Consider the following 25,826-nt stretch of genomic DNA (forward strand, 5'->3'; position numbering starts at 1 on the left):
GGCCGCATCGACGCCGCCGCTGCCTGAAGGACTTTGGGGTCGGTGGGGGGACGAGCACGGCATGGCGGACTCCATAGACGATCTTTTCTGTGAGTTCGTGCGGACCCGCTCCCCGGCGTTGCTGCGGACGGCGTTCCTGCTGACCGGCGACCGGCACCTCGCCGAGGACCTGGTGCAGGATGCGCTGGCCCGCACGCATCGGGGCCGGCGCCGGCTCAATGATCCCGGGCACTTCGAGGCGTACACCCGCACAGCCATGTACCACCAGCACGTGAGTTGGTGGCGGCGCCGCAAGGTAGCCGAGTCCCTGCCCGGCGAACTGGCCGACGTGGTCCAGCCCGGCAGCGACCATGCTCGCCGTACCGATCTCAAGCTTGCCCTGCACCAGGCTCTCGCCCAACTCACCCAGCGGCAACGGGCTGTGCTGGTGGCGCGGTTCTTCGAGGACCGCAGCGAGGCCGAGACCGCGGATCTGCTGCAATGCTCGGTGGGCACGATCAAGAGTCAGACCAGCAAGGCGCTGGCCCGCATGCGGGAGATAGCGCCCGAACTGCTCTCGGCCGTGATGGAGGAGGCCTGATGACCGACAACCTCGGGCCCCTGCGTCAGGCCCTGTCCGATCTGAGCGAGCACGGCGGCACCGCCGACATGTACGAGCGCGCCCTACGCAAATCGCGGCAGTCACAACGGCGCACAGCGCTCACCACCGGCGCCGCGGCCGCGGCGGTGGTGTTCGCCATCGGCGGTACGGTCGCCCTCGCCACCCGCCACCGGCCCGACCCTCCGACGGCACCCGCATCCACCCCCACCAGTGACGGACGCCAGAATCCCACCTGTCCGTCGACGCAGGCCCTCGGGACCCTGGTCGAGCTGCCGGCGGGCTGGTCTTTCGCTTCCAGGGGAGTGGAGTGCGTCGAGACGTGGGCGGCGGCCGACGTGCAGCGCCCGGACGCCAGTGGCGTCATCTATCTGTTCCACTACACGGCCGGCACGGGCTGGCGATTTCAGGACCAGGGCACCGGATGGGAGTGCAAGGACCTCGGCCTGACCGAGCCGGCGTCGTTCTGTACTTCCTGACCGCCTGCCTGGGAAATCCTCGGCTGAGGACAGCCGTCGGAAGCGAACACGCCAACCCGGTGGGCCTTCATGAACCTCAGAGCGGGAGTCGTCCGCTCACTGACGGGTCTCCCTTATCTTCGGCAGTGGCGTGCCGTCGTCGCACCGCGCCTTGATCTCGCTCCTGTTGCCCGCGGACAGCAACACCACCTGGATCTCCTTGACGGGCCCGGCGTTGTAGTCCTTGAGGCGGTAGCCGGGGGCAGGAGCGACGTCGACAACGCGAGCCTGATCGCCGGTGCAGAGCACAGTCACCACACCACCGAGTGCCCGAATGGGTGTAGCAGGCTTGGGGGAGGTCGGCGCCGGCGCGGCACTGGAGGGCCCGGTCGGCCGTTCGGCGCTGGGTGACGTTGTAGCGCCGGGGCCGGCCGTGGAACCGGCTCTGGCGACCGGTTCAGCCGGCCCAGCCGGAGCGGTCCCCGTGCGGCTTGGTCGTGAGACTGGTGCGGGCTCCGCGGACGTCTGCCGGGGAGCAGGTGCCGCAGTGGCAGACACGTCGAAGGCGGCGTCGGGCGGGGTGGCACCGTCACGCGTGGCGACCCCGCCCGATCTGCCATCGGCGGGTATGAACTGGGGGAGCAGGAGCGAAATGGTCCCTGCCGTCACCACGAGAACGGGGATCAGGACGGCGTTGGGGATGCGGCGGCGCCGACCGGGAGAGGGACCGGCGGGGGTGGGCGCCGACACCGGCGGGACGGGTGCCGGCTGCGCCGCCTGTTTCGCCCGCCGCTCGGCGTCATCGGCCAAACCGTGCAGGGCCGTGGCCACCTCCGCGGCGTCCGGTCGATCCGCGGGATCCCTGGCGAGGCAACGGTCGAGGAGGCGGTGAACCTCCGGTGACACTCCCTCGATATCAGGCAACGGTGCCGGATCGACGTACACGTGAGCGGTCAACATCTGCGTGGGGGTCTCCGCCGACCAGGGCAGTTCGTTGGTCAGCGTTCGGTACAGCAACAGTCCGAGCGCGTAGACGTCGGAGGCGGGCAGGACAGTGCCAGCGGCGAGCCGTTCGGGCGCGAGGTAGGCCGCGGTGCCCAACAGTCGTCCGTCCGCCTCCAGCTCCGGCCGACCGACAGTGGTGGCGATACCGAAATCGACCACCTTCACACCGGCCGGTGTCAGCATCACGTTGGACGGCTTGATGTCGCGGTGCACCAGCTTACGTTCGTGCGCGGCGGCGAGCGCCTCGGCGACCTGCGCGCACGTACGCATCGCGGCGGCCGGTGGCAGCGGACCGGCGGCAAGTCGCTGGGACAGGGTCTGGCCGGGCAGCAGTTCCATCACCACGTACGAGACCTGGCGGCCGGCGGCGTCGGTGTGCTCGCCGTAGTCGTACACACTCGTCACGTGCGGGTGCCAGAGGCCGGCAGCGGCCCTGGCCTCCGCCTGGATGCGTTGTCGTGCGCCTCGGGCGGTAGCGTGCGCGCCGGCCAGGACCTTGACGGCGACCGCGCGTTCGAGGACGCGGTCCCACGCCCGCCAGACGGCCGACATGCCACCAGTGCCGAGAGGGCTCTCGACCTGATACCTGTCGTCCAACAGATCACCGACCATCACTGGGACAGCTTGCCAGAGTGGACTCCCAGCGGCATGTCGGTCCAATCCGACGCTGGTCAGCGGCCGTCCCTTCGGCCCTACCCGCGTCACCAGCCCTCGCCCGGTCGACCGGGTTGGTACTGCAACGGCAGCAGCTGAGAGCGGCGGTAAGGGTCGGCCGTGCTCGGCCAGCACTTCCGTGTGGGGTGGGGGAGAATCGAATCATGTTTGTCATCAAGGAGCGGTTCTTCTCGATCGGCGACGACTTCGACGTGCTCGACGAGCACGGCACCAAGGTCTTCCACGTCGACGGCAAGGTGCTCAGCGTCCGCAACAAGGTCGTCATCGAGGACGCCTCCGGCCACGAGGTCGCGACGCTGCACCGGCACCTGGTGGCGCTGCGTCCCACGTACGAGATCCGGATCGGCGGCGAGAAGGCCGCGGAGGTCCGCAAGAAGCTGCTCACGCCGTTCCGCGACAAGTTCATCATCGACGTGCCGGGGCCCGACGACCTGGAGATGAAGGGTGACCTGCTCGACCACGAGTACGTGATCGAGCGCGGCGGCACCGAGGTGGCCTCGGTCTCCAAGCGGTGGCTGACGATCCGGGACACCTACGCCGTGCAGGTCACCGCCGGCGTCGACCCGCTGCTCATCATCGGCAGCGTCCTCGCGCTCGACCTGGCCATGAACCGCGACAAGAAGAAGGGCGACGACGACTGACCCCGTGGGCGGCAGCCGCATTGCTCGGGGTCGGGCTGGTGGCCGGGACGGTCTGACGCGTTCCTGGGCCGAGAACAGCCCGCAACCAGGCTGGGCAGGAGCAGCCGGCTGCGCTAATGGCTGTGGGGCCGGATGTTGTGGTTGAGGTGGAACACGTTGTGCGGGTCCCAGATCGTCTTGAGTGCGGTGAGCCTGGCGAGCTTGGCGGCCGGGTATGCGCGGCGTACCCCGCGTTGTCCCTCGTCGGCGGCGAGCGAGTTGACGTAGACGCCGTCGGCGTACGGGTCGAGCGCGGCTGCGGCACCGCGGGCCGCTGCCATCCGGATGTCGTCTTCGGATGGCTCGGCCCAACGGGAGCCGGCGCCGAACTCGAACATGGTGCCGCGGTGGCTGAACGCGGCGTCGGCGTCCGCGACGTCGGCGATGGCGCCGCCGTGCGCCTGCAGACCGACGTTGGCCAGGTGGGCGCCGGTGTGCAGGTCCGACGCGCCGCGCAGCAGGAACGCCTCGATCGCCGCTGTGGGGAACTGCCGCAGGTAGTGCGCACTGGAGTACCGGCGGTAGGCGTGGCCGCCAACGGTGTCGTCGCGTTGCTGAAGCTCCAGGTATGAGGGGGTGGTGACCCGTTCGGCGACCGGGCGGCCGAGCGCGCGCAGCGCCGGCAGCAACCGGTGAACCTGTGCCGGGTCGCCGACCCAGACGAAACCGACGGTGGCGAGAGGGCCCCTGCCCGTGCCGTGGACGTCGGCGGTGAAGGTCGCCTGCCGCGGCGCGACGGCGTTGAGGTCCCGCCAACCTTCGAGCACCGGTACGGCGTCCTCGGCGCGGAAGTCGAACTCGGCGACCAGGGTCCGCGTTCCGGTGTGGTGCAGTTGGAAGTCGAAGTCGGTGACGATGCCGAAGTTGCCGCCCCCGCCACGCAGGCCCCAGTAGAGGCCGGGGTTCTCGGTTCGGCTCGCGGTCACCACCTCCCCGTCCGCGGTGACCATCGTGTAGGAGACGACGTTGTCGCAGGACAACCCGTGTTGTCGGGCGAGCCAGCCCATGCCGCCGCCGAGGGTCAGGCCGCCGACCCCGGTGTGCGAGACGTTGCCGGCGGTCGTGGCGAGGCCGTACGGCTGCGACGCCCGGTCGAGTGCGCCGAGCATCGCGCCGCCCTGGACCTGGGCGCGTCGCCGGATCGGGTCGACCCGAACGCCGTTCAACGGGGTCAGGTCGATCATCAGGCCGTTCGCGGGGACGGCGAGGCCGGCCACGTTGTGCCCGCCGCAGCGCACCCCGATCTCCAGGTCGAGTTCGCGGGCCAGGCGCACCGCGGCCACCACGTCGGCGACGCTCGCGGCCTGCACGATCATCTGCGGGCGACGGTCGATCATGGCGTTCCAGACGGTGCGGGCCGCGTCGTAACCCGGGTCACCCGGGTTGAGGAGGCGGCCGTCGAAGCGGGGACTGGTCGTTGTGGGCATACGTCTGAGCCTGACGGAAATCGGTACACCCGGTAAGGTCCGATTCCATGGGTCGAATCAGGACCAATTCGAGCACGGCGGAGGACCTGCTCATCCATGTCGACCGGTCCGCGGCCGAAGCGCTGCACCGGCAGATCGCCGCCTCGATCCGGGACAGCATCCGGGCCGGCCGGTTGCGCCTCGGGACGTCCCTGCCGCCCACCCGCACCATCGCAGCCGATCTGGGCGTCTCACGTGGCGTCGTCGTCGAGGCCTACCAGCAACTCGTCGCCGAGGGCTACTTCACCAGTCGGGCGGGCGGCTACACCCAGGTCGCGGTGGAGCCGGTTCCGCCGTCGGCGGATCGGCGCGGCGGGGAGCGGCCGGCGGCCCGGATCGACTTCGGGTACGGCCGGACCGACGTGTCGTCATTTCCCCGGGCCGCCTGGCTGCGTTCGGTGCGAACGGTCCTCACCAGCACGCCGAACGAACGCTTCGCCTACCTCGACGGGCGTGGCGTACCCGAACTGCACGCAGCCCTGATCGACTACCTCAACCGGGTCCGCGGCACATCGGCCCGCCCGGAGAACGTCGTGATCTGCAGTGGCTACGGCCAAGGCGTCGCGCTGATACTCCAGGTGCTCGCGGCGCGCGGCGCGCGCAGGGTGGCCGTCGAGGACCCGTCCGCGGACGACGACGCCCGCCTCGCCGCGGCCGCCCTCGGCCTGGACGTGATCGGCGTCCCGGTCGGCCCAGACGGCATCCTCGTCGAGAAGCTCGAACGGGCCGACACGGACGCCGTCGTGCTGACGCCCTCGCACCAGTGGCCCACCGGCGGCGTCCTGTCGGCCACCGCACGGGCCCGGGTCATCGGCTGGGCGCAGCGCCGCGGCGCCGTGGTGATCGAGGACGACTACGACGCGGAGTACCGCTACGACCGCTCACCCGTCGGCGCCATGCAAGGGCTGGCACCCGACTCCGTCGTCTACTGCGGCACAGCGAGCAAGACCCTGGCGCCAGGGCTGCGTCTCGGGTGGCTGCTCGCGCCGTCACACCTGGTCGACGACATCACGGCGGCCAAGGTACGGGCCGACCGCGGCTCTCCCGTCATCGATCAGCTGACCTTCGCCGACTTCCTCACCCGCGGCGAATTCGACAGGCACCTACGGCGCATGCGCCCGGTCTACCGCCGCCGCCGCGACGTACTCCTGACCGCGCTGCGCGCACGCCTGCCCGAGCTGGAACCGGTCGGTGTCGCGGCGGGACAACACGTCGTCGCCTGGCTACCGCACGACCTCGACGAGGCATTGGTCGTGGCTGCCGCCGCCCGGCGCGGACTGGTCGTGCAGGGCGTCTCCCGGTACCGGCTGAGCCCCGCCGGACCCGGCGGGCTGATCTTCGGCTACGCGACCCTCACCGAACGCTCCATCACCGACGGGGTGGCAGCCCTCGCCGACGCTGTCGCAGAGGTCCGTGCGCAGATCTGCCGCTGACGGCGGCGGCCGGTCGGCGGCCAGGAGCGCCTGGGGTGCGACCGTCTTCATCCGCGACGTCGCTTCCGGCCGCCCTGCGTTACCGCGCAATGGTTGCGCGACCGATGCGGACTATCGACTGGCATCGGAGCGGAAGGTTAGGCTTCGCCCAGGCTTTCATCGAGGCTTGGAGATGTGGTGTCGCCCCGTACCGGTAAGCCCTCCTATCAGCTGTCCGCGCCTGACACGCGCCGCCGTCGTATGGCGCGTATTGCCGTCGTCGCAGCGACGATCGGGCTCGCGGCTGCTCTCGTGGGAGGTGCGGCCGGTTACACGGCCAATCAACCGGACGGCGTCGACGCGGCTGTCGCTGACCTACGCGAGGCCGAGGCGCAGCGCGATAGTCAGCAAATCGTCGAGCTGACGGCAACGGCCCGCAGCCTCCGTGCGGAGATCTCTCCCATTCTCAGCGCTCTGCGCGCGGAGACACCAACCGGTCAGCAGCCAGGCCCTGAGCAGGCGCGCCAGTGGCGACAGACCATGCTGCGGGCGGCGGAGCCCTTCGCGAATCCTCCGTCGGGCACTACCGCGACCAACGTGGCGCGTGGGGGGCTGAGTAGCGCAGTGGAGCAGGCGTCCCTGGCTGTCGAGTCGTATCTCCTCGCGGTCACCGGGCCGGCCACTCAACGGGCGGCTCTGACCGAACTGGCGAAGCGGCAGGCAGTCCAAGCGGCGGCCGCCTGGTCCATCGCGGCCACCCAGCTCGATCAGGTCAACATTGATGCCGGCCAAGGCCATCAGCATGTCTACCTGGACACCGGTCCCGGCGGAGGCGCCTTCACTCCCGACGGCGCGGCCGAGGGCTCTGGCGGGTGACCGATCGCCGGTAGGAAACGAGACCGGCTTGCGCGTGCTCGTCCGTTCTACTCGCCGGAGCCCTGGTCTCCGCGCCGCTTCGGCGGCCCACTCGCCTGGGGCCGTGCCCGGCGATGCGGAGGACTACTCGTACGGGTCCTTGGGGGCGGTCACCTGTCGCCAGGATTCGACGTCGATATAGGGGATCTCTTCGTCATTGATGGGGTCGCGGGTGACGCGGTCGGTGTAGCGGCCGGTGACCTGGATCCAGGTGTCGTTGGCCAGACCGGTGGGCACGTCACCGGCCAACCCGAGCTTGACGGGTCGGCCGTCGGCGGCGCAGCAGGACAGGATCATGCGGGCCAGAATCGGTTGTCCGTCGGGTCCCGGGGTGATGAAGCCGGTCAGTTGGACCCGCCGGTTACCGATCGACTGGCCCTTGTCGAACAGGGCGCGGGCGGCGTAGTCGAAGACACTGGTCGTCGCCGGATCGCCGGCAGGCAGGGGAGGGTAGTCGTAGCCGTAGTCCTGCTCAGCGGTGAGCGCGGTGCCCGCCTGGCCGGCGGCGTACGAGCCGAGGGCGGGCGGAGCCAGAAGTAACAGTCCAAGAGCGGGAAGGAGGAGCAGCCAGGCGACTCGTGGCTCGTGGTGGGCATGTTCGTGCCGGTCCTCGGGCGCATCGGCGTGGGGACGCAGTTCGTACCAGAGGGTCATCACCGCGACGGCGATCAGCAGCAGGCTGGCGGCGATGAGGAACGGTCGCAGCCCTTCCTTGACGTAGCGCAGGTAGAGGTCCGTCACGCTGGCACGCAGGACCGCGGCTCCGAAGAAGATCATGACGCAGGCCTGGGCCATCCGGTTCACAGCAGCACCATCCCGGTGATGACGGCGACCGCGACGGCGACCGTGAAGGTGGCCGGCGCGAATCGGGCGGCGAAGCGCCGGCCGAAGATACCGGCCTGCATGGAGATGAGTTTCAGGTCGACCATCGGACCGACCACCAGGAAGGCCAGTCGGGCGGTGAGGGAGAACTGCGACAGTGAGGCGGCGACGAAGGCGTCCGCCTCGGAGCAGATCGACAGCAGGACGGCGAGCCCGGCCAGGGCGAGCACGGACAGCACCGGCTGGTCGGCAAGGGTCTGCAACCACTGTTCCGGGACGACCACGTTGATGGTGGCTGCGGCCATCGCGCCGATGACGAGGAACCCGCCAGCGTGAGCCACATCGTGGCGTGCGGCGGACCAGAACGCTTCCCCGCGTCGGAGCCCGTCAAGGTCGGGTCGGCGGGGGAGTCGGATCCAGTCGGCGCGGCCCAGGCGCAGCCAGAGCCAACCCATGACCATGGCGACGATGAGGCTGGCGACCGCGCGGGCGAGGACCATCTCAGGGTTGTTGGGAAAGGCCACGGCCGTCGCGACGAGGACGATCGGGTTGATCGCCGGCGCGGCGAGCAGGAAAGCCAGCGCCGCCGCCGGTGTGACGCCGCGGCGGATCAGGGAGCCCGCGATCGGCACGGCCCCGCACTCGCAGCCGGGGAGGATCACCCCGGCGGCGCTGGCGACCGGCACGGCGAGGGCGGGGTGCTTGGGCAGAGCCCGGGCCCAGAACGAGCGGGGTACGAAGACCGCGATCGCCGCGGAGAGGAGCACTCCGAAGACGAGAAATGGTACGGCCTGCACCATCACTGAGACGAATACCGTCGTCCAGGTCGCCAGCGATGGCGCGGACAGCAGTCTCGCCAGGGGATCGCGCACAAAGATGAGCAGCAACAGCACGGCGGCGAGGATCTCAACCGAACCGATCCGGCCGGCGAAGGGAAACCGAGACCGCTGAGCGCGGTCGTGCTGAGCGGCGTCGAGGGTTGGCGCTGTGGCGTGTGCGTCGCCGGGCGCGTCGAGGGTTGCCGGGTCATCGGCGGCTGTGCTGGTGCTCGACGAGGTGGTGGGCTCGGATGCGGCCACGCCGTCCCCTTCTCTGCTCTGGGCATGTGGATGTAACGGGCGCCAGTGCCACCTGCCGGGATCTCGCCGTCGATCCCCAGACACGGGAGGCGGGCATTCGTGGTGGCGAGGATCAGGGGATGGCAGGGCACCCGTGACCAAATCCTTCGTGGTGTTGGTAGTCGTTGTCGATAGGTGCCACGACGTTGTGATCTGTCCGTGACATCGTCGGCGTGCCCCTGCTGGTGAGGACGAGATCGGCCGCCGTGGCCGCGCCCGCTTCCCTGACCAATTCGGCCGTCGTCGCTGTCCGCGCGATCGAGGCGTCGTTAGCCGCCCACTGTCGGTCGTGGCGACTGCCTGTCGTTTCTGCCGACCGGTAACAAATTCGGTTTTCATTATCGCGCACTTGGAGCTGGCGCTCCCCGCAACGGGCTGATCCGTACTGCCTCGCGGCGGGCGAATCGGCAGGTCAGGAGCAGGTACGGCGGCGGCGATGCTCGGCGACGCATAATGGTCCGACCGGCAGCGAGGCGACGTGCCGGAAACGGCAGGCCGACGGCGGCCGAAATCACGGGAGGATGGCGGCCACGGTGAACCAGGCGATGCCGAATGTAACCCGGAACACCCGACAGCGGGCAGAGGTGCTGGCACTGTTGCGCGAGGTGGAGGGCTTCCACTCGGCGCAGCAACTGCATCAGATGCTGCTGGCGCGCAAGGCAGGGGTCGGCCTTACCACCGTCTATCGGACGTTGCAGCTGCTGGTAGATGCCGGCGAGATCGACTCGACTCGGCTGCCAGGCGGCGAACAACTCTTTCGCCGTTGCAGCCAGAGCAAACACCACCACCACCTGGTTTGCCGCGACTGCGGGCGCACGGTCGAGGTGGCCGGGCCGGCCGTGGAACGGTGGGCCGACCAGGTTGCCGCGCAACACGGGTTCGTCGACGTCGGCCACACCTTGGAGATCTTCGGCACCTGTGCCGAGTGCGTGCGCTGAGCGATCAACGGATCGTTTCTCGAGGCCAGGGCGGGCGCCGGTCGGTCCTGTCGACCGGCACCCCGATGGTCACGTGCCCTGCGGCCCGCGACGGGCGTACTTCTGACGGAACTTCTCGACGCGGCCTGCGGTGTCAAGCAGGCGTTGCTTGCCGGTCCAGAAGGGGTGGCTGGCAGACGAGATCTGGACGTCGATGACGGGGTAGGTGTTGCCGTCGGTCCATTCGATGCTCTGGTCGCTGGTGGCGGTGGAGCGGGTGAGGAAGGCGAAGTCGGCGCTCTTGTCGCGGTAGATGACGGGTCGGTAGTCGGGGTGGATTCCGGGCTTCATGCGGGTCGCGCTCCTTCGGTGTCGGTGTCGGCCAGTTCCTCGGTGTGGAGGGGGAAGCAGCCGGCGAACGGGTCGTGGTAGCTGCGCCAGGCTTCTTCGCCGTCGGCGAGTTCGGCGTCGGTGAGCAGGCAGTGGGCGAGGGTGCGGTGCAGCTCGACGGGGTCGACGTCGAGGCCGATGAAGACCAGGTGTTGGTGGCGGTCGCCGTAGTAGGGGTCCCACTCCAGGGCGGCGGCGAGGCGGCGTTGGTCTTCGACGTGCTCCCAGCGGTCCTCGGGCAGGCTCACCAGCCAGTGTCCGAGCGAGCCCATGGACAGACCGCCGCCGGCGAACTCCCAGGCCACCACGGTGTCGGGTTGGGTGGCCAGCCAGAGGTGACCCCGGGAGCGGATCATCTCGGCGTTGACGTCTTCGAGGACGTCGTGCAGGCGTTGCGGGTGGAACGGGCGGCGGGCGCGGAAGACGGTGGAGACCACACCGCAGTCGGATTCCGGCTCGTGTGTGCCCAGCGTGTAGCCCTGTAGGCCGCGGGCGAGCAGCCCGGGGGTCTCCGGTCGGTGCCGGTGGGTGTGGCGTAGTTGGCGGGTCAGCGTGCTGGCGTCGACGAGGTCACCGTCGACCCGGATGTGCACCGCCCAGGGCGCCATGCGCTGCAGCAGGACTGACAAGCGGCTGGTGTCGAAGGCACCTTCTCGGGACTGGCCCCAGAGCAGCAGGGTGTCGGCGTACTCGATCTGGCGGACCACGACGTCGGCGAGGGCGCGGTCGTCGTTGTCCGCGGCCTGGATGCCGAGTGCGGTGAGGTCGTCGGTGCTGGCGAGGCCGTCGAGGAGGTGTTCGGCGTCGAGGACGGTGACGTAGGAGTCGACGCGGATGAGCGCGGTGATCGGTGCGCCGTCGACGAGGCAGTGGACGCAGGCGGCGGCGACCGCCTCCGGTTCCACCACTTCGGGCAGCATCAGCACCAGGTCGCGGCCTGGATGGCTGCGGGCGAGTCGGACGAGGGTGGGCAGCACGTCCTCGCGCAGTGTGCAGGAGGCGCAGCCGTGCCTCAGGTTGACCTGCTCATCCTCGATGATGCCTGCGCCGGAGCGAACCACCCGACGCACGACGCCGTCGCGGATCCCGGTGAGGTCGTGCCGCACCAGCAGCAGTGACTCGTCGGCGGCGAGCAACGCCCGGGCGACGGCGAAGGTCGCCGCTGGCCAGAACCCGGACAGCACCGTCAACGACGGGCGGGTGTCCGCGTCCGTTCTGACGACGTGGGTCGGGGCCTGTGGTGACGACGACATCGCACTCCTCTCGAGGCTAACTGAAAACGATTGTCATTCTAAGCACACGGAGGTTGGCGAGGCGAACGGCGGTCCCGACGGGCGCGGCGGGTCCTGACCGAGGCCGTCGGCAGCGACCCGGGGTGGGTCTGACCGAACGGGTGATGTAGAACTGAAAACCGTTGTCGTTATCGTTTGTCCTGAGCAAGGGAGCGTGCACTGTGTCCCGACGTTGTGACGTCACCGGCGCGAAGCCGAGCTTCGGCAACGCCGTGTCCCACTCCCACCGGCGCACCCGCCGCCGGTGGAACCCGAACCTGCAGAACCACCGCTACTGGCTGCCGTCGCAACGGCGATGGGTCAGCCTCACCCTGACGACGAAGGCGCTGAAGACCGTGGACCGCAAGGGCATCGAGAAGGTCGTCGCCGAGCTGCGCGCCCAGGGGGTGAAGCTCTGATGGCCCGCCAGACCGATGTGCGACCGATCGTGCGGCTGCGCAGCACCGCTGGCACCGGCTACACGTACGTCACCCGCAAGAACCGTCGCAACGACCCGGACCGGCTGGTCCTGCGCAAGTACGACCCGGTCGTCCGCCGGCACGTCGAGTTCCGCGAGGCCCGCTGATGGCCAAGAAGAGCCTGGCCAATCGGCAGGCGCGTCGCGAGGAGCTGGTGGCCCGGCACGCCGAGGGGCGGGCGAATCTGAAGCGGCTGGTCGCCCATCCGGACACCGACCCGGAGGTACGCGCCGACGCGGTGCGCCGGCTGAGCCGGCTGCCGCGGGATTCCAGCCCGGTGCGGCTGCGCTCGCGCGACCAGATCGACGGCCGCCCGCGCGGGGTGCTCACCCGGTTCGGGTTGTCCCGGGTGAGGTTCCGCGAGCTGGCTCTGCGTGGCGAGATGCCCGGGGTACGCAAGGCGTCCTGGTGATGTCAGCACATGTACCACCGCGCGCAGGTACGCGCGGTGCTGAAAGGGGAGGTATGAATGCGACTCTGAGGGCTCGCGGTTTCGCGGCCCTGGTTGCCGGGGCGGTGGTGGTCGCCGGCACGGTGCTGGCGCCGACCGCTGCGTCGGCGGCCGAGAAGGTGGTGTTGCCCAAGGGGCACACCGATGCTGTCGACGTGCACTACGAGGATGGCGCGCTGTCGTTGAAGGTGCACGACGACACGGTCAGCCCTTCGGTGACGCGGGATCCGGCGGACGTGACGTTCCAGGTTCTGCCGGAGGCGGCGATGGCCGTTCCGGACGATCCGCGGTTCGCCTTCCTCGGGCCGGCGGGCAGCCAGGTCTGGTTGCTCCCGCTGACCCAGGATCCGGATCTGCTCTGGCCGGGTTGGAACACCACGACGCTCAGTTCGGGGGTGTTCGAGGGGAACACGGTGCGGCTCAGCCTGGTCGATGTGCAGGGGCCGGGCGCGGTCACCCTGTTCACGCAGGACTCGTTCGGCGGTCCGATCATCAAGCTCCGCGCCGACGACGGCCTGCCCGACGCGATCGACGTGCCGGTGCACACCCACGCGCACTCGAACTGGGCGTTCGGCGCGCTGGGCAGCTACACCCTGACGTTCCAGGCCGACGCGACGTTGACCAACGGCACGACGGTCAGCACCGGGCCGGTCGACTACTCGTTCGTCGTCGGCGAGCTGTCCGGCGGTGGGCCGGAGGTCGGTCTGTCGGTCAGCGGTATGGCCGACGAGTACCAGCCCAACGACACGGTGAGGCTCAACGCGGTGCAGACGCCGCAGAGCGAGCTGGACCACTACCACTGGTTCAGCAGGTGCCCCGGCACGGACGACTGGGCCATCATCGCGGGGGAGGCGGGAGCGAGCTACTCGTTCACGGCCACCCGGGAGCTGAACGCCTGCGAGTACGTGGTCAAGTTGTACGGCGACGCCCACGAGGTGGTGGCGACCAGCGAACCGGTCGCCCTCTGGGTGGCGTTCCCGCCGGAGGAGCCGGGCACCTCGCAGACGATCACCGCGTCGATCGACGAGACGCAGGGTTCTCTGGTGATCAGCGTCAACCCGGACGACCGTGCCGTGGTGCTGCCGCCCGCGCAGCTCACCGCCGGTGGTGACCGGTGGGAGAGCAACGGTGAGCTCCGCCCGGTCACGGTGACCGACACCCGCGCCGGCCGACCGGGGTGGAGTGCGTCCGGGCAGATCCCGGCGGACTTCGCCGGGCCGGACGGTGCGACGTTCAGCTCCGGCTACCTCGGCTGGAACCCTCGGGTTGTCGCTCAGGGCTCCGGGCAGGGTGTCGTCGCTGGTCCGGAGGTCACGCCGTACGTCGTCGGGTCCGGCGGCGGTCTCGGTAACAGCGCGGTGCTGGGAGCGGCGCCGGGCGGTGCCGGGCGGGGCACCGCGCAACTGGGCGCGGGTCTGCGGCTGAGCCTGCCCACCGAGACGGCCGCGGGGACGTACTCCGCGACCCTCACCCTCACCGCGATCTGATCGCCCGAACCCGTCCGGTGGCCCGGCGCTGAACCGTGCCACCGGGCGGTCGCGGGGTGGGTGGGCCGTTGCCGCGACCCGCCCACCCCGCTTCACTCCTCGTACCCAGGAACGGAACCCATCCCCACCATGCGCCTGTTCGCCGCCATCGCCACCGGCATCGCCCTGCTCGGCGCGGCTCCGGCACCGCCCACGCCGGCGCCCCCGGCACCGCCGACGTCTGCCGCGACGTGGGGGGTGGCGCCGTCGAGTGCGAAGGGCCCGAACGGTCGGCCGGCGTTCACCTACAAGCTCGATCCCGGCGCCACGGTGACCGACTACGTCGCGGTCACCAACCACTCGGCGCGCCCGCTCACCCTGAACCTCTATGCCAGCGACGCCTTCACCACCGCGCAGGGCGGGTTCGACCTGCTGGCCGGTGGTCAGAAGCCCACCGACGTCGGCGCCTGGGTCCGCTTCGCCGGTGGCACCGTGACCATTCCGTCCACGTCCCGCCTGGACATCCCGTTCACGCTCACAGTGCCTAACAACGCCACGCCCGGGGACCACGCCGGCGGGATCCTCGCCTCGCTCGCCGCCACGGCGCCGGACGCGCAGGGCAACCAGGTCGCCGTCGACCACCGCGTCGGCGCGCGGATCTACCTGCGGGTGTCCGGCGAGCTGCAACCGGCGCTGACCGTCGAGGACCTTCGGGTACGGCACACCGGCTCGCTCAACCCCCTGGCCGGTGGCAGGCTCACCGCCACCTTCACCGTCCGCAACACCGGCAACGTCCGGCTCACCGGGCAGCCCACGCTCGCCGCGTCCGGCCCGTTCGGCCTCGGCCGGCACGCGGTCGACGCGCCGGCCCTGCCGGAGATCCTGCCCGGCGGCGAACTGACCACCACCGTCCGCATGACGGGCGTGCCCCCACTGTTCCGGCTGAGCGCGAGCGCCGCTGTCACGCCTGCCGCCGTGGGCGACCAGGTCCTCGATCCGCCGCCGCAGAGTGGCACGGCGCGGGCCTCCGTCTGGGCGGTGCCCTTGCCCCAACTGGTCCTGCTGGTCCTGCTCGCCTTCGTCGGCTGGGCGTTGGTCGCCGCCCGGCGGCGGCGGGCCCGACAGATCGCCCGGGCGGTAGCCGTCGCCCGGGAGGAGGGTCGCGCCGAGGCCAGCCGGCAGACCGAACGGACCTCGGACGGCCGCGAGGCCGCGGTCCCCGCCGGGCACGACGTCAATGAATGAACTACTACGAAGCCGTCTGGGGAGCAGGCAATGAGGATGAGAACCATGCGTGCCGGTGCCGCCGGTCTTGCGACAGCCGTACTGGCGTTGGCCCTTGGGGGTGCGCCGGCGGCCGCGGAACCGGCCGCGGTCAGCGCCGCCGGCGCGGACCTGGTTTCCGTCGCGCTCGACGGTGGCTCGATGTCGCTGCGGCTGCGCGACGCCGAGCAGGTGTCCCGCGACGTGGCCGGACACGACCCGGCCGAGGTGGTGCTCGGCCCGGCCGGCGGGCTCGCCGGCCGAGTGCCGGCAGGCAAGGGCTTCGCCTTCCTCGGTTCGCCGGGGCACGCCGTGTGGTCACTGTCCGCCGGCGACAGCGGGTTCCCCGCGCTGGACACCACCGGGGTACGCCCCGGCGTCGTCACCGACGACACGGTGGGTCTCACCCTGCGCACGGTCGAGGGTCCGGGAACGTTCACCGCGTACACCCTGTCCGGCCTCGGCGCGGCGACCCCGCTCTTCGGCAGCGGCCCGGGGTTGAAGCGGACGGTGCGGCTGCCGGTGGCGACGCGTACCGGCGGGGGGGTCTGGGCCTTCGACGCAGCCGGTGACTACCGGTTGACCCTGACCGGCTCGGCCACGCTGCGCTCCGGCCAGAAAATCAGCGCCGAAGCGACCTATCAGGTTCGGGTCCCCGCGATCAGTCCGGTCGAGCAGGCACCGCCACCTGCTCCGGCCAAGTCGGCGACGCGCCCCGACGGGCAGTCGGCAGCGCGCGCACTCGCCGCACCCCCGGTTGCGTCGAAGCCCGCTTCCACGCCGAAGCCCGCCGCGGCCGCACCGGCGGCCCCGAAGGCGGCGGCCACCACCGCCACGGGTGCCCGTCAGGTGATTGCCGACGGGCACGTCGACATGGGCCCCCAACTGTCCGGGGACAACTGGACGATCCGGATCAAGGACGACCGGACCAGCCCTCCGGTCTGGCGGGAAACCGCCGACGTGGTCCTCCAGGTCAAGGACAACGCGAAGATCACGGTGCCCGCCGGCGCCGACTTCCTCGGCAAGCAGGGCGACGCCGTGTGGTTGCTACCGCAGTCCCAACAGGCGGGCATCGTCTGGCCTGGCTGGAACACCCAGCACGAGTCCGTCGTCTCGGGGGTGAAGGGAAACGTCACGTGGACGCTGAAGGGCGTCAACGGGCCCGGTCGGTTCGCCCTCTTCCTGACCGGCTCGTTCGGCAAGGCCGACGTCTTGTTCGACTCCGCCAAGGCGTTCCCGCAGCAACTGAGCGTTCCGCTGAACACCCACGCGCACGGCAACTGGGCGTTCACCAAGCCCGGCCTGTACCGCCTCGCCGTGCAGATGAACGGCACCACCAGCGCCGGCAAGGCGGTCACCGACACGAAGACGCTCACCATCGCCGTCGGCGACAGCACCGACCCGAACAGCGGCTTCGGCTCTGGCGGTAGCACGGGGGATGGCGGCGACAATGACGGGGGAAACCAGGGCGGTGCTGGTCGTCTCCCGCGCACCGGTGCCGGCTGGGTGCTGATGGCCGGAGCGGTTGGCATCGTTTTCGTCGCCGTCGGGGTGCTGCTGGTGCTGCTGACCCGTCGCCGCCGCGCCGGCCTCGCGACGGCAGACGCATGAGGCCGCTGGTCGTGGCGCGGCTGCGGCAGGCGATCCTGCCGCTGGTGATCGTGGGGCTGATCGCCGGCTGCCGGTCGGAGGTGGCATTGACCGCCGACGACGACCGGGTCCAGGTCATCACGACCACCGGCATCCTGCGGGACCTGGTGAGCAACGTCGGCGGGGGGCGGGTGACCGTCACCTCCTTGGTGCCCGACAACGCCGACCCGCACAGCTACGAGCCGTCGCTGCGGGACGTCCGGGATGTCGTCTACGCCGACGTGGCGTTCAGCAACTACCTGCTCCTGGAAGAGCAGTCCGTCATCAAGGCGCTGGACGCGAACCTGCGCGACGGCGTACCGAACATCTCGCTGGCCGAGGGCGCGGTGAAATACGCCGCGGAGATCATCCCCCTGGTCGAGGACGTGTCGCTGGACACCATCTGGTTGGGCATGCGGGTACGCGGCACCGGTGTGGCCCAGGGGGCGAACCGCGCCTCCGACGTGCTGCTCACCGCGACCGCCGCGGACGGGCCGGGCCGGGTGCGGGCGTACCTGACGGAGTCGTTCGGCAATCCGTCGTTCTACGTCGACTCCGGCGACGGGTTCGACGCCGCCAATGGCTACCGGGACGACACCGCCACGCTGCCACCCGACGCCCACACCCACATGAGCTGGGCGTTCACCAAGCCCGGCGTCTACCGGCTGACCATGCGGGCGCACCTGGCGGTGACCCCCGAAACCGCGCCCGTGCCCCTGGGGGAGCAGGTGTTCACCTTCGCCGTCGGGGTGGACCCGCACTCGGTGCCAGGGATGGCGGGCGCGGAGGTGCTGAACTCCGGCCACGCCGACGTCACCGTCGACCTCGACGAGCGGCGGCTCTACCTGTTCGCCGACCCGGAGGGCAGCGGCGAAGCCAACCAGCGGGTGTACGACCCAGCCAGGACCGTGATCGAGGTGCCGAACAAGGCACTGCTGGAGGTGCCCGGTGACCGCAGGTTCCGGTTCCTCGGCCGGCCCGGCACCCAGGTCTACCAGCTTCCGCAGGCTGTGCTCGGCAAGCACGTGCACGGCGAGATCGACCCGCACCTGTGGCAGAACGTCCGCAACGCCATCTCCTATGTGGAGCTGATCCGGGACACCCTGATCGGCGTCGACCCGCGAGGAGCGACGGACTACCGCACGAACGCCTCGGCCTACATCCGGAAACTGGAGACGCTCGACACCCAGGTCCGCGACACCATCGCCCGCATCCCGCCCTCACGGCGCCACCTGGTCAGCACCCACGACGCGTTCAGCTACCTGGGCCAGGCGTACGGGATCCGGATCTCCGGCTTCGTCACCCCGAACCCCGCCACCGAGCCGAGCCTCGCCGACCGCCGCCGGCTCACCGAGACGATCCGCAACCTGAAGATCCCCGCCGTCTTCCTGGAGCCCAACCTGGCGGCCCGATCCACCACCCTCACCGAGGTGGCCCGCGAGGAGGGGCTGCGGGTCTGCCCGATCTACGGCGACACCTTCGACCGGGACGTCACCACCTACCTCGACATGATGCGGTTCAACGCCGAATCGCTGCACGACTGCCTGACCACGGACAAGTGATGGAGGAGCCAGTGACGGCAGGACGGGCGCGAAGCCGCCCCCACACGACCAGCGCCATCCTGCGATGCGCGGTGGCCACGCTCATCGTGCTGGCCACGACGCAGACCCCGGCCCGCGCCGAGGAGCCGACACCGGGCCTCAACCAGTCGATCGCCGCCGACCAACCCTTGGCCACCGGCCGGGCGGAACTCGCCACCGGGCACGTCGACCTCGGCCCCCGCTACGTCGACAACCAGTGGACGCTGCTGATCCACGACGGCACGCAGGCGCGACCGGTGTGGCGCAACCCCGACGAGGTCCTGCTCCGGGTCTCCGACGCCGCGCTGCAGACCGTTCCCGACGACCCGACGTACGCCTTCCTTGGCGTCGACGCCGGCAAGCGGGTGTACGTGGTGCCGCAGACCCAGAACCAGAACGTCGTCTGGCTCGGCTGGAACACCCAGGACCCCAGGGTGATGCAGACCATCGACCGTGGCGTCACCCTGATCCTGCTCGGCGTACGCGGACCGGGGAATCTGACGACGTATCTGCAGTCGGGCAACTTCGCCGCACCCCAACCGCTGTGGCGCTCCGCCGACTCCACAGCGCAGCCGTTCTGGGCCGAGGTCAACACCCACACCCATGCCAACTGGGTGTTCACCGCGCCCGGCGTCTACCTGGTCGCGGTGCGGGCGTCGGCCGACCTGGTCAACGGTGAGACGGTTTCGGCGACCCGTACGCTGCGCATCGCCGTGGGCGACACCACCAGCGCCGACGAGGCGTTCGCCGCCACCGCGGACCTCCCCACAGCAGCCGGGCAGGCACCAACCGGGGAGGACCGAGCCGCGGACAACGAGCCTGCCGGCAGGCCCACGCCACTGCTGCTCATCGCGCTGGCGGGCGCGGCCGCCCTGCTCGCCGTCGGACTGGTCCTCCTGCTGCTACGCGGACGCGGCGCGAAGCGCCGAGCCGAACAGGAACGTGCCGCCACGGTGTCGGAGGGCCAGCGGTGAGAGCGCTCGACATCGAAGGGTTGGACGTGGACCTCGGCGGCCGGCCGGTACTGCGGGACATCCGGCTGCACCTGGACCGGGGCGAGTTGGTCGGGCTGCTCGGGCCCAACGGCGCCGGGAAGACCACCCTGCTCCGCGCCGTCCTGGCACTGACCCGCACCCGCGGCGGCACCGTGACTGTGGAGGGTAAGCCGTCGCGTCCCGGCCGTTCCGAAATCGGATACGTTCCCCAGCGCCACGAGTTCACCTGGGATTTTCCCATCTCGGTCGAACAGGCCGTGATGAGCGGTCGGACCGGCCGCATCCGCCTGCTCCGCCGGCCTGGCGTCGCTGACTGGCGGGCAGTCGGCGACGCACTGGACCGCGTGCAGCTGACCGGGTTGCGTCGCCGGCCGGTCGGTGAGTTGTCCGGCGGGCAACGTCAACGCGTCCTGGTCGCCCGAGCCCTCGCGCTCGCGCCGCGCATCCTGCTGCTGGACGAGCCGTTCACCGGACTCGACATGCCCACGCAGGAACTACTGGGTGACCTGTTCACCAGCCTGGCGGCAGAGGATCGCGCGGTTCTGATGACCACTCACGATCTCGTCGCGGCAGTGGACTCCTGCACCCGTCTGGTCCTGCTCAACGGCCGGATCATCGCCGACGGGCAGCCGGCGGACCTGCAGGACGCCGAGTTGTGGACGAAGACCTTCGGAGTGAGTGAAACCTCCCCGCTACTGAAGCTCGTGAGGGCAACCTGATGTCGATCACCGATTTCCTCACCGACCTGCTCAACCCCGACCTCGCGTTCCTGCCCAAGGCGCTGGCGATCGCGGTCATGTCCAGCATCGTCTGCGGAGTCGTCGGCTGCTACGTCGTCCTGCGCGGCATGGCGTTCATCGGCGACGCCGTGGCGCACGCGGTCTTCCCGGGAATCGCGGTCGCCTTCGTTCTGCAGGGCAGCCTGGTGCTCGGTGGCGCCGTCGCCGGTGTCGCCACCGCCCTGCTGATCGCGATCTTCTCGCAGAACCGGCGGGTCAAGGAGGACTCGATCATCGGCGTCTTCCTGGTCGGCGCGTTCGCCCTCGGCATCGTGATCATCTCGCAGGCCCCCGGATACGCCGGGTCGCTGCAGCAGTTCCTCTTCGGCTCGATCACCGGTATCCCGGACCGGGACCTGTACGTCGTCGGGGGCACCGGCCTGGTCATCCTCGGCCTGGTGCTCGCCCTGCACAAGGAATTCGTCGCGGTCTGCCTGGACCGGGAGATGTCCCGGTCCATGGGGCTGTCGGTCTTCTGGCTCGACATCGTGCTCTACGTCCTGGTCACTCTGGCCGTGGTGATCTCCCTGCAGACCATCGGCAACATCCTCGTCCTGGCCCTGCTGATAACCCCCGCGGCGGCGGCCCGTCTGCTCACCGACCGACTCGGCGTGATGATGCTGCTCGCCCCGCTGATCGGCGGCGTTGCGGCGACCGTCGGGCTGTACCTGTCCTGGAGCTACGACACACCGGTCGGCGGCACCATCGTCCTGGTCGCCACCGCGGTCTTCCTGGCCGCCTGGCTGTTCGCCCCGCGGCACGGCCTCCTGACCCGACGGTGGCGACGCCCCGGCGGGCAGGAACTCGGCGGCGACGTGCATCCGAGCCCTCGTCCAGCCCTATCGCAAGCAAAGTAAAACGACTATCGTTTCCATTAAGCGCTGGTCCACTCGGGACCTTCGCGGGAGAGGAGTCTCTTCGTGCGCAGCACCATCCGTCATCTACTGGCGTCGGGTGTCCTGGGAGTGGCACTGGTCGCCACGGCCCTGCCCGCCCAGGCCGGCCCCACGTCTGCCGTGGTGTTCAACACCGGCCATCTCGACCTCGTCGACCTGGCCTACGAGGCCGGCACGCTGGAGGTCGGCATCCATGACGAGGGCAACGACATCGAGTACGGCGCCGACGAGGTCAAGCTGATCGTCAAGCGTCAAGCCAAGGTCACCGTCCCCGCCGACCCCGCTTTCTCCTTCCTGGGCACCCCAGGCGTGTCCCCGGTCTGGGTCCTGCCGCAGATCGAGAACACCAACCTGATCTGGCCGGGCATCGCCGCCGAGGAGATCGACGCCGGAGTCTTCGCAGGCGACGCACTGACGCTGTCCGTGACGTCGGTTACCGGTCCCGGCCAGCTCGCGATCTACACCGAGAACGCTGTCGGCCAGCCAACCATCCTGGCCGATAGCGGCGACGGTCTGCCGGACGCCATCACGGTCACCGCCGGTGACCACACGCACGCCAACTGGGCGTTCGACGAGGCCGGCACCTACCGGGTGACAGTGCGCGCCACCGGCACCCTGGCCGCCACCGGCCAGCAGGTGACCTCCGCCCCCGCCACGCTCCGCTTCACGGTCAAGGCATGAACGCCATGCGTACCCGCAACCGGTTCTTCGCCGGCCTCATCATGACGACCGCACTCCTCGTCGGCACCGCTACGCCCGTCGCCGCGGCGCCGGTGGTGCTCTCCAGCGGTCATGTCGACGTGATCGACGTCGACTACGCCGCCGGTGCGCTCACCGTCAACGTCCTGGACGGAACCGGCACCACCAGCGTCGAACGCAACCCCGCCGACGTGCTCTTCCGGGTGCCGAACACCGGCAAGATCACAGTGCCCGGTGGCGCGGCTTGGTCCTTCCTCGGCACCGGAGGCCAGGCGTGGGTCCTGCCGCAGTCCAGCAGCGCCGGGCTGCTCTGGGCCGGGTGGAACACCACCGAGGTGCCCAGCGGCATCTTCCAGAACAACCGGGTCACCTTCAAACTCACCAGCGTCTCCGGCCCCGCGGGCTTCAGCATCTACACCGTCTCCGGTGGCACCCCCACCGTGCTGTTCGACAGCGGGAACGGCCTGCCCGACAGCCTCAATGTCACCTACAACACCCATGCCCACGCCAACTGGGGCTTCGACGCCGCCGGCACCTACGCCGTCACCTTCGAAGTCACCGGCAAACTCGCCTCCAGCGGCGCCACCGTCAGCTCAGGCGCCAAGACCTTCACCTTCGAGGTCCTTTCCTGACCCGTCCCACCGCGGTTGATCTGCCAACTCCTTGTCAGTATCCGCCCCGGTAGGACCGGGTGTGCCGTGGCGGATCCGATCGGCGCGGCGCCTACTTCTCGTAGGCGCCGCGCGCCGACAAGTGCCACCAACTCCGACCTTCGCCATTGGCGTGCGCAGGTCGAAGGCTGAACCCCGCTCCGGCAGCGCCTGCCAGGATTGTTCAGCGTGCCCCGGTGCGGCGGGGAAAGACAATGGCCTCACGCGGTGGTCGTCGATTCTGCTGGATTGTCGACGCCCATATTGACGAACATCGTCACACATGCGCAGTCGTGTATGTGGCGGCGAGGTGTTCAGTCGCGCCTCTGCCGCCTCTTGGCGGGCGTCAAAACATCGGTTACGTTGAAGCAGGCCGTCGTCACAAAGGGTTTTTCGGCGCGAGGGGTGGCGACGTCCGTGGCGCCACGACTCACCTGAGGAGTCGCATTGCCCCTTCACCTGGCTCCGCAAATCGATCCGACACTACGGTCGGCACTCGACGAAACCGTCCTGTTGACACAATTGGCCGACGCGATGGGATCCCCACTGGGCGTGGTTCTACCGCAGCAATTGGCGGAAAACGTCACCGCATTCCGTTCGGTCTTTTCCGACCACCGTCTCTCCGGTCAGATCTATTACGCGCACAAGGCCAACCGATCCAGTGCCCTGGTGCGCGAACTCGCCGCCACCGACGCGGGCATCGACGTGGCGTCACTCGCCGAGCTGCAGCACGCGGTCGGTGCCGGCTTCGCGCCGCAGCGGATCATGGCGACGGGGCCGAAGAACGAGGAGTTCCTCTGGCTGTGCGCCCGCACCGGAGTCACCGTCAGCGCTGATTCGATCGGCGAGTTGGCGGCGCTCGCCACACTGGTCAGGGATTGGTCGTTGCCGCGTGTACGGGTGATGGCGCGACTGTCGGGCTTCACTTCAACAGGCGTGCAGTTCAACAGTCGTCGCAGCCGCTTCGGGGTGTCGGCCGCTGCGGTGGGCGAGGTTCTCGACGTGATCGAGAAACACGTCGAAGCCCTGGACCTGGTCGGAGTGGCGTTTCACCTCGACACGATTGGGCTGCCGGAAAAGGCTGTCGCGTTGGAGGGCTGCCTCGGCGCCCTCGACGAGTGTCGCCGACGAGGTCTGCGGCCCTGGTCAGTGGACATCGGCGGTGGGTTCGGCGTGAACTACCTGGCTGACGGGGCGCAGTGGGAGCAGTACACCTCCGCCCTCACCGAGGCGGTGCTCGGCAGGCGGGCGCCACTGACCTGGAACGGGCACGGTTACGGGCTGCGCGCCGAGGGCGGCCACGTCCGCGGTTCGCTGAACCTGTATCCCGCTCACCGGCCCGTCTCCGGACCCGCGTACCTCGATCGGCTGCTCGGAACAGCCGCGCCCGAGCAACGTCGCCCACTCGGGACACTGCTGTTGGACAACATGTACGACCTACTCGTCGAGCCGGGTCGGGCCCTGCTCGACCAGTGCGGCCTGGTCCTGGCCAGCGTTCTCGAAGTCCGCGACGAGGCCAACGGCGACACCATCGTGCGCCTGGACTGCAACGCACGCGATGTCAGCCTTGAGGAGCACGGAGTCCTGATGGACCCGGTCGTCGTGCACCGCACGACCCCGGCCGCTCCGGGACCTGCGGCGGTGTACCTGTTCGGCAACCTCTGTCTCGAAGCGGATCTCATCACCCGACGCAGGGTCTTCCTGCCGTCCCGGCCCCGCCCCGGCGACCTGCTGGCCTTCGTCAACACCGCCGGCTACCTGATGGACTTCAGCGCCACGCACGCGCTGCGTCAGCCGATCGGCCGCAAGGTCGCGCTGTACCGCGACGACGGCGGGTGGCGATGGTGCCTCGACGAGCAGTACTGGCCCGTTCACCATCGTGCGGAGGCACCATGAGGTTCGAGAGCATGACCGAGGCCATCGGCAATACCCCGCTGGTGCGCATCGACCCCGCCGTACACGGTCTGCACAACATCGACCTGTACGCCAAGATGGAGCTGCTCAACCCGTTCGGCTCGCTGAAGGACCGCGCCGCGTGGAACATGGTCCGACCTCTCCTCACCCAGGCCGTTGAGAGTGGCGACACCGTTGTCGAACTGTCGAGCGGCAACACGGCCAAGGCCCTCGCCGTCATCGCCGGGATGCACGGGCTCACCTTCAAGAGCGTCACCAACCGCATGAAGGTCGCCGAGATCAAGGACCTGCTGCTGCTGCTCGGCGCGGAGATCGACGAGCTGCCCGGGCAGGCCGAATGCCTCGACCCCACTGACACCGACGACCCGCTGACCCGGATGTACCACCGGCTCGCCGGATCGAGCGGCGGCTACCTGCACACCGACCAGTACTTCAACGAGCTCAACGTCGACGCACACCTGAACGGCACCGGCCCGGAGATCCTGAAGGACCTCGACGGCCGAGTCCCGGACTACTTCATCGCCTGCGTCGGAACGGCCGGCTCCTCCACCGGCGTGGCGGCTGTGCTGCGCCAGCACAACCCCGACGTACGCGTCGTCGGGCTGGTGGCGCACAAGTCCGACTTCATCCCGGGGATCCGCACCATCGACGAGGTGCACGAGGTCGGCCTCTTCGACCCCGACGTCTACGACACTGTGGAGACCATCACCGCTGACGACGCCATCGACGGCCTGCTGACACTCGTACGCCGATGTGGCACGCTCGCCGGGCCTACCGGCGGCGGCGCCTACCAGGGCGCCGTACGCCATCTGCGCGGCGTCGACGCGCAGCTCACCGAACGCCGCACGGCGGTCTTCATCGTCTGTGACCGCGTCGAGAGCTACATGAGCTACCTGCGGGAGCGGCGCCCCGAGCTTTTCGGTCGGCCACCGCGGCGCAACTCCGTCCGCACGGTGACCGACGCGGACGTGCGGCAGGCGGCGACAGTGGATGTGGCGGAAGCCGAGCGGTGGATCGCCGAGCGCCGAGGGCTGGTGGTGGACCTGCGCAGCCCGTTCGCGTACCAGGCGTTGCACATCGACGGCTCGATCAACATCGTCGACGAGCTCTTCGCCGAGCTGCTGCATGGCGGGCTGCCGTTCGGCCGCCGCCAGCCGGTGCTGCTGGTCTGCCCGGTGGGGGAGAAGTCCGCCCGCTACGCCGCTCTGCTGACCCGGATGGGTCATCCGGACGTACGCTCTCTCGACGGCGGGATCATTGCCTGGCGGGACGCCGGCGCCGAACTCGTGCGCGACTGA

Annotated in this window: 26 protein-coding genes; 20 read left to right on the forward strand and 6 right to left on the reverse strand. The window is 69.8% G+C overall.

Annotation, left to right across the window (positions count from 1 at the left end; genetic code table 11):
* Positions 1-61 precede the first annotated feature (61 nt).
* Positions 62-580, forward strand: a complete 519-nt coding sequence (locus PSH03_RS05130) for a SigE family RNA polymerase sigma factor (RefSeq protein WP_238684233.1) — start codon at positions 62-64, stop codon at positions 578-580.
* Complete coding sequence (locus tag PSH03_RS05135; protein ID WP_210780556.1) at positions 580-1,077, forward strand: hypothetical protein; 498 nt, start codon at positions 580-582, stop codon at positions 1,075-1,077. Before PSH03_RS05130 ends, PSH03_RS05135 begins: the two co-directional genes overlap by 1 nt.
* Positions 1,078-1,173: 96 nt before the next feature.
* Here the strand turns inward: PSH03_RS05135 and PSH03_RS05140 are convergent, their stop codons facing one another.
* The gene (locus PSH03_RS05140) at positions 1,174-2,673 is read right to left on the reverse strand and encodes a serine/threonine-protein kinase (protein ID WP_238688408.1); all 1,500 of its coding nucleotides are present in this window, start codon (positions 2,671-2,673) and stop codon (positions 1,174-1,176) included.
* Positions 2,674-2,879: 206 nt separating this feature from the next.
* Between PSH03_RS05140 and PSH03_RS05145 the strand changes: the two genes are divergently transcribed.
* Entirely contained in the window at positions 2,880-3,377 is a 498-nt protein-coding gene (locus PSH03_RS05145) for an LURP-one-related/scramblase family protein (RefSeq protein ID WP_238688409.1), read from the forward strand.
* A 113-nt stretch (positions 3,378-3,490) separates the two neighbouring features.
* Here the strand turns inward: PSH03_RS05145 and PSH03_RS05150 are convergent, their stop codons facing one another.
* Positions 3,491-4,843, reverse strand: coding sequence for an FAD-binding oxidoreductase (locus PSH03_RS05150; protein WP_238688410.1), 1,353 nt, complete (start codon positions 4,841-4,843; stop codon positions 3,491-3,493).
* 47 nt (positions 4,844-4,890) lie between these two features.
* Between PSH03_RS05150 and pdxR the strand changes: the two genes are divergently transcribed.
* Both pdxR and PSH03_RS05160 read left to right on the forward strand, forming a co-directional pair.
* The gene (pdxR, locus tag PSH03_RS05155) at positions 4,891-6,315 is read left to right on the forward strand and encodes a MocR-like pyridoxine biosynthesis transcription factor PdxR (RefSeq protein WP_238688411.1); all 1,425 of its coding nucleotides are present in this window, start codon (positions 4,891-4,893) and stop codon (positions 6,313-6,315) included.
* 177 nt (positions 6,316-6,492) lie between these two features.
* Positions 6,493-7,170, forward strand: a complete 678-nt coding sequence (locus PSH03_RS05160; RefSeq protein ID WP_210780551.1) for a hypothetical protein — start codon at positions 6,493-6,495, stop codon at positions 7,168-7,170.
* A 123-nt stretch (positions 7,171-7,293) separates the two neighbouring features.
* On the opposite strand, the gene PSH03_RS05165 is transcribed toward PSH03_RS05160, so the two are convergent.
* Both PSH03_RS05165 and PSH03_RS05170 read right to left on the reverse strand, forming a co-directional pair.
* Positions 7,294-8,013: a TIGR03943 family putative permease subunit gene (locus tag PSH03_RS05165; protein WP_238688412.1), complete on the reverse strand. Its 720-nt coding sequence runs from the start codon at positions 8,011-8,013 to the stop codon at positions 7,294-7,296.
* Positions 8,010-8,951, reverse strand: a complete 942-nt coding sequence (locus PSH03_RS05170) for a permease (RefSeq protein WP_372494707.1) — start codon at positions 8,949-8,951, stop codon at positions 8,010-8,012. Before PSH03_RS05170 ends, PSH03_RS05165 begins: the two co-directional genes overlap by 4 nt.
* Before the next feature lie 719 nt (positions 8,952-9,670).
* On the opposite strand from PSH03_RS05170, the gene PSH03_RS05175 reads away from it, so the two are divergent.
* The gene (locus PSH03_RS05175) at positions 9,671-10,087 is read left to right on the forward strand and encodes a Fur family transcriptional regulator (protein WP_203118058.1); all 417 of its coding nucleotides are present in this window, start codon (positions 9,671-9,673) and stop codon (positions 10,085-10,087) included.
* A gap of 69 nt (positions 10,088-10,156) precedes the next feature.
* On the opposite strand, the gene PSH03_RS05180 is transcribed toward PSH03_RS05175, so the two are convergent.
* Together PSH03_RS05180 and PSH03_RS05185 are read right to left on the reverse strand one after the other, a co-directional pair.
* The gene (locus tag PSH03_RS05180) at positions 10,157-10,417 is read right to left on the reverse strand and encodes a type B 50S ribosomal protein L31 (RefSeq protein ID WP_238688414.1); all 261 of its coding nucleotides are present in this window, start codon (positions 10,415-10,417) and stop codon (positions 10,157-10,159) included.
* Positions 10,414-11,709 carry a CobW family GTP-binding protein gene (locus PSH03_RS05185; protein WP_238688415.1) on the reverse strand — a complete coding sequence of 432 codons (1,296 nt, stop codon included), beginning with the start codon at positions 11,707-11,709 and terminating at the stop codon, positions 10,414-10,416. Before PSH03_RS05185 ends, PSH03_RS05180 begins: the two co-directional genes overlap by 4 nt.
* Positions 11,710-11,909: 200 nt before the next feature.
* Here PSH03_RS05185 and rpmB point away from each other — a divergent pair, with 200 nt between their 5' ends.
* The 14 genes from rpmB to PSH03_RS05255 all read left to right on the forward strand — a co-directional run bounded on the left by rpmB (position 11,910) and on the right by PSH03_RS05255 (position 25,826).
* A complete protein-coding gene (rpmB, locus tag PSH03_RS05190) occupies positions 11,910-12,146 on the forward strand; it encodes a 50S ribosomal protein L28 (protein ID WP_210780546.1) in 237 nt (78 codons plus the stop codon).
* Positions 12,146-12,313 (forward strand): 50S ribosomal protein L33, encoded by a 168-nt coding sequence (rpmG, locus tag PSH03_RS05195; protein WP_013287204.1) that lies wholly within the window; start codon positions 12,146-12,148, stop codon positions 12,311-12,313. Before rpmB ends, rpmG begins: the two co-directional genes overlap by 1 nt.
* Positions 12,313-12,618, forward strand: a complete 306-nt coding sequence (gene rpsN / locus PSH03_RS05200) for a 30S ribosomal protein S14 (RefSeq protein WP_238688416.1) — start codon at positions 12,313-12,315, stop codon at positions 12,616-12,618. The genes rpmG and rpsN overlap by 1 nt, the downstream gene beginning before the upstream one ends.
* Positions 12,619-12,671: 53 nt before the next feature.
* Positions 12,672-14,144 carry a choice-of-anchor M domain-containing protein gene (locus PSH03_RS05205; RefSeq protein WP_238688417.1) on the forward strand — a complete coding sequence of 491 codons (1,473 nt, stop codon included), beginning with the start codon at positions 12,672-12,674 and terminating at the stop codon, positions 14,142-14,144.
* 129 nt (positions 14,145-14,273) lie between these two features.
* On the forward strand, positions 14,274-15,368 hold the full coding sequence (locus tag PSH03_RS05210; RefSeq protein ID WP_238688418.1) for a WxL protein peptidoglycan domain-containing protein: 1,095 nt from the start codon (positions 14,274-14,276) through the stop codon (positions 15,366-15,368).
* Positions 15,369-15,398: 30 nt separating this feature from the next.
* The gene (locus PSH03_RS05215) at positions 15,399-16,997 is read left to right on the forward strand and encodes a TIGR03773 family transporter-associated surface protein (RefSeq protein ID WP_238688419.1); all 1,599 of its coding nucleotides are present in this window, start codon (positions 15,399-15,401) and stop codon (positions 16,995-16,997) included.
* A complete protein-coding gene (locus PSH03_RS05220; RefSeq protein WP_238688420.1) occupies positions 16,994-18,577 on the forward strand; it encodes an anchored repeat ABC transporter, substrate-binding protein in 1,584 nt (527 codons plus the stop codon). The genes PSH03_RS05215 and PSH03_RS05220 overlap by 4 nt, the downstream gene beginning before the upstream one ends.
* An 11-nt stretch (positions 18,578-18,588) precedes the next feature.
* The gene (locus tag PSH03_RS05225) at positions 18,589-19,569 is read left to right on the forward strand and encodes a choice-of-anchor M domain-containing protein (protein ID WP_502361687.1); all 981 of its coding nucleotides are present in this window, start codon (positions 18,589-18,591) and stop codon (positions 19,567-19,569) included.
* 26 nt (positions 19,570-19,595) lie between these two features.
* On the forward strand, positions 19,596-20,309 hold the full coding sequence (locus PSH03_RS05230) for an anchored repeat-type ABC transporter ATP-binding subunit (protein WP_372494708.1): 714 nt from the start codon (positions 19,596-19,598) through the stop codon (positions 20,307-20,309).
* A complete protein-coding gene (locus PSH03_RS05235) occupies positions 20,309-21,226 on the forward strand; it encodes an anchored repeat-type ABC transporter permease subunit (RefSeq protein WP_238688422.1) in 918 nt (305 codons plus the stop codon). Before PSH03_RS05230 ends, PSH03_RS05235 begins: the two co-directional genes overlap by 1 nt.
* Before the next feature lie 63 nt (positions 21,227-21,289).
* Positions 21,290-21,946: a choice-of-anchor M domain-containing protein gene (locus PSH03_RS05240; RefSeq protein ID WP_238688423.1), complete on the forward strand. Its 657-nt coding sequence runs from the start codon at positions 21,290-21,292 to the stop codon at positions 21,944-21,946.
* Positions 21,943-22,596, forward strand: coding sequence for a choice-of-anchor M domain-containing protein (locus PSH03_RS05245; RefSeq protein WP_210780537.1), 654 nt, complete (start codon positions 21,943-21,945; stop codon positions 22,594-22,596). Before PSH03_RS05240 ends, PSH03_RS05245 begins: the two co-directional genes overlap by 4 nt.
* 465 nt (positions 22,597-23,061) lie before the next feature.
* Positions 23,062-24,510, forward strand: a complete 1,449-nt coding sequence (locus tag PSH03_RS05250) for a type III PLP-dependent enzyme domain-containing protein (RefSeq protein WP_238688424.1) — start codon at positions 23,062-23,064, stop codon at positions 24,508-24,510.
* Entirely contained in the window at positions 24,507-25,826 is a 1,320-nt protein-coding gene (locus tag PSH03_RS05255) for a pyridoxal-phosphate dependent enzyme (RefSeq protein ID WP_210780535.1), read from the forward strand. The genes PSH03_RS05250 and PSH03_RS05255 overlap by 4 nt, the downstream gene beginning before the upstream one ends.

Origin of the sequence: Micromonospora salmantinae (assembly GCF_022230905.1) — a bacterium.
Lineage (GTDB): Bacteria > Actinomycetota > Actinomycetes > Mycobacteriales > Micromonosporaceae > Micromonospora > Micromonospora salmantinae.

What these genes read in the sequence shown, in the direction of transcription:
- rpmG (WP_013287204.1), top strand. Translation starts at nt 12,146, where the DNA reads ATGGCCCGCCAGACCGATGTGCGACCGATCGTGCGGCTGCGCAGCACC.
- PSH03_RS05140 (WP_238688408.1), bottom strand. Translation starts at nt 2,673, where the DNA reads ATGGTCGGTGATCTGTTGGACGACAGGTATCAGGTCGAGAGCCCTCTC.
- PSH03_RS05255 (WP_210780535.1), top strand. Translation starts at nt 24,507, where the DNA reads ATGAGGTTCGAGAGCATGACCGAGGCCATCGGCAATACCCCGCTGGTG.
- PSH03_RS05130 (WP_238684233.1), top strand. Translation starts at nt 62, where the DNA reads ATGGCGGACTCCATAGACGATCTTTTCTGTGAGTTCGTGCGGACCCGC.
- PSH03_RS05205 (WP_238688417.1), top strand. Translation starts at nt 12,672, where the DNA reads ATGAATGCGACTCTGAGGGCTCGCGGTTTCGCGGCCCTGGTTGCCGGG.
- PSH03_RS05235 (WP_238688422.1), top strand. Translation starts at nt 20,309, where the DNA reads ATGTCGATCACCGATTTCCTCACCGACCTGCTCAACCCCGACCTCGCG.
- PSH03_RS05150 (WP_238688410.1), bottom strand. Translation starts at nt 4,843, where the DNA reads ATGCCCACAACGACCAGTCCCCGCTTCGACGGCCGCCTCCTCAACCCG.
- PSH03_RS05145 (WP_238688409.1), top strand. Translation starts at nt 2,880, where the DNA reads ATGTTTGTCATCAAGGAGCGGTTCTTCTCGATCGGCGACGACTTCGAC.
- pdxR (WP_238688411.1), top strand. Translation starts at nt 4,891, where the DNA reads ATGGGTCGAATCAGGACCAATTCGAGCACGGCGGAGGACCTGCTCATC.
- rpsN (WP_238688416.1), top strand. Translation starts at nt 12,313, where the DNA reads ATGGCCAAGAAGAGCCTGGCCAATCGGCAGGCGCGTCGCGAGGAGCTG.
- PSH03_RS05180 (WP_238688414.1), bottom strand. Translation starts at nt 10,417, where the DNA reads ATGAAGCCCGGAATCCACCCCGACTACCGACCCGTCATCTACCGCGAC.
- PSH03_RS05175 (WP_203118058.1), top strand. Translation starts at nt 9,671, where the DNA reads ATGGCGGCCACGGTGAACCAGGCGATGCCGAATGTAACCCGGAACACC.
- PSH03_RS05210 (WP_238688418.1), top strand. Translation starts at nt 14,274, where the DNA reads ATGCGCCTGTTCGCCGCCATCGCCACCGGCATCGCCCTGCTCGGCGCG.
- PSH03_RS05220 (WP_238688420.1), top strand. Translation starts at nt 16,994, where the DNA reads ATGAGGCCGCTGGTCGTGGCGCGGCTGCGGCAGGCGATCCTGCCGCTG.
- PSH03_RS05215 (WP_238688419.1), top strand. Translation starts at nt 15,399, where the DNA reads ATGAGGATGAGAACCATGCGTGCCGGTGCCGCCGGTCTTGCGACAGCC.
- PSH03_RS05135 (WP_210780556.1), top strand. Translation starts at nt 580, where the DNA reads ATGACCGACAACCTCGGGCCCCTGCGTCAGGCCCTGTCCGATCTGAGC.
- PSH03_RS05185 (WP_238688415.1), bottom strand. Translation starts at nt 11,709, where the DNA reads ATGTCGTCGTCACCACAGGCCCCGACCCACGTCGTCAGAACGGACGCG.
- PSH03_RS05245 (WP_210780537.1), top strand. Translation starts at nt 21,943, where the DNA reads ATGAACGCCATGCGTACCCGCAACCGGTTCTTCGCCGGCCTCATCATG.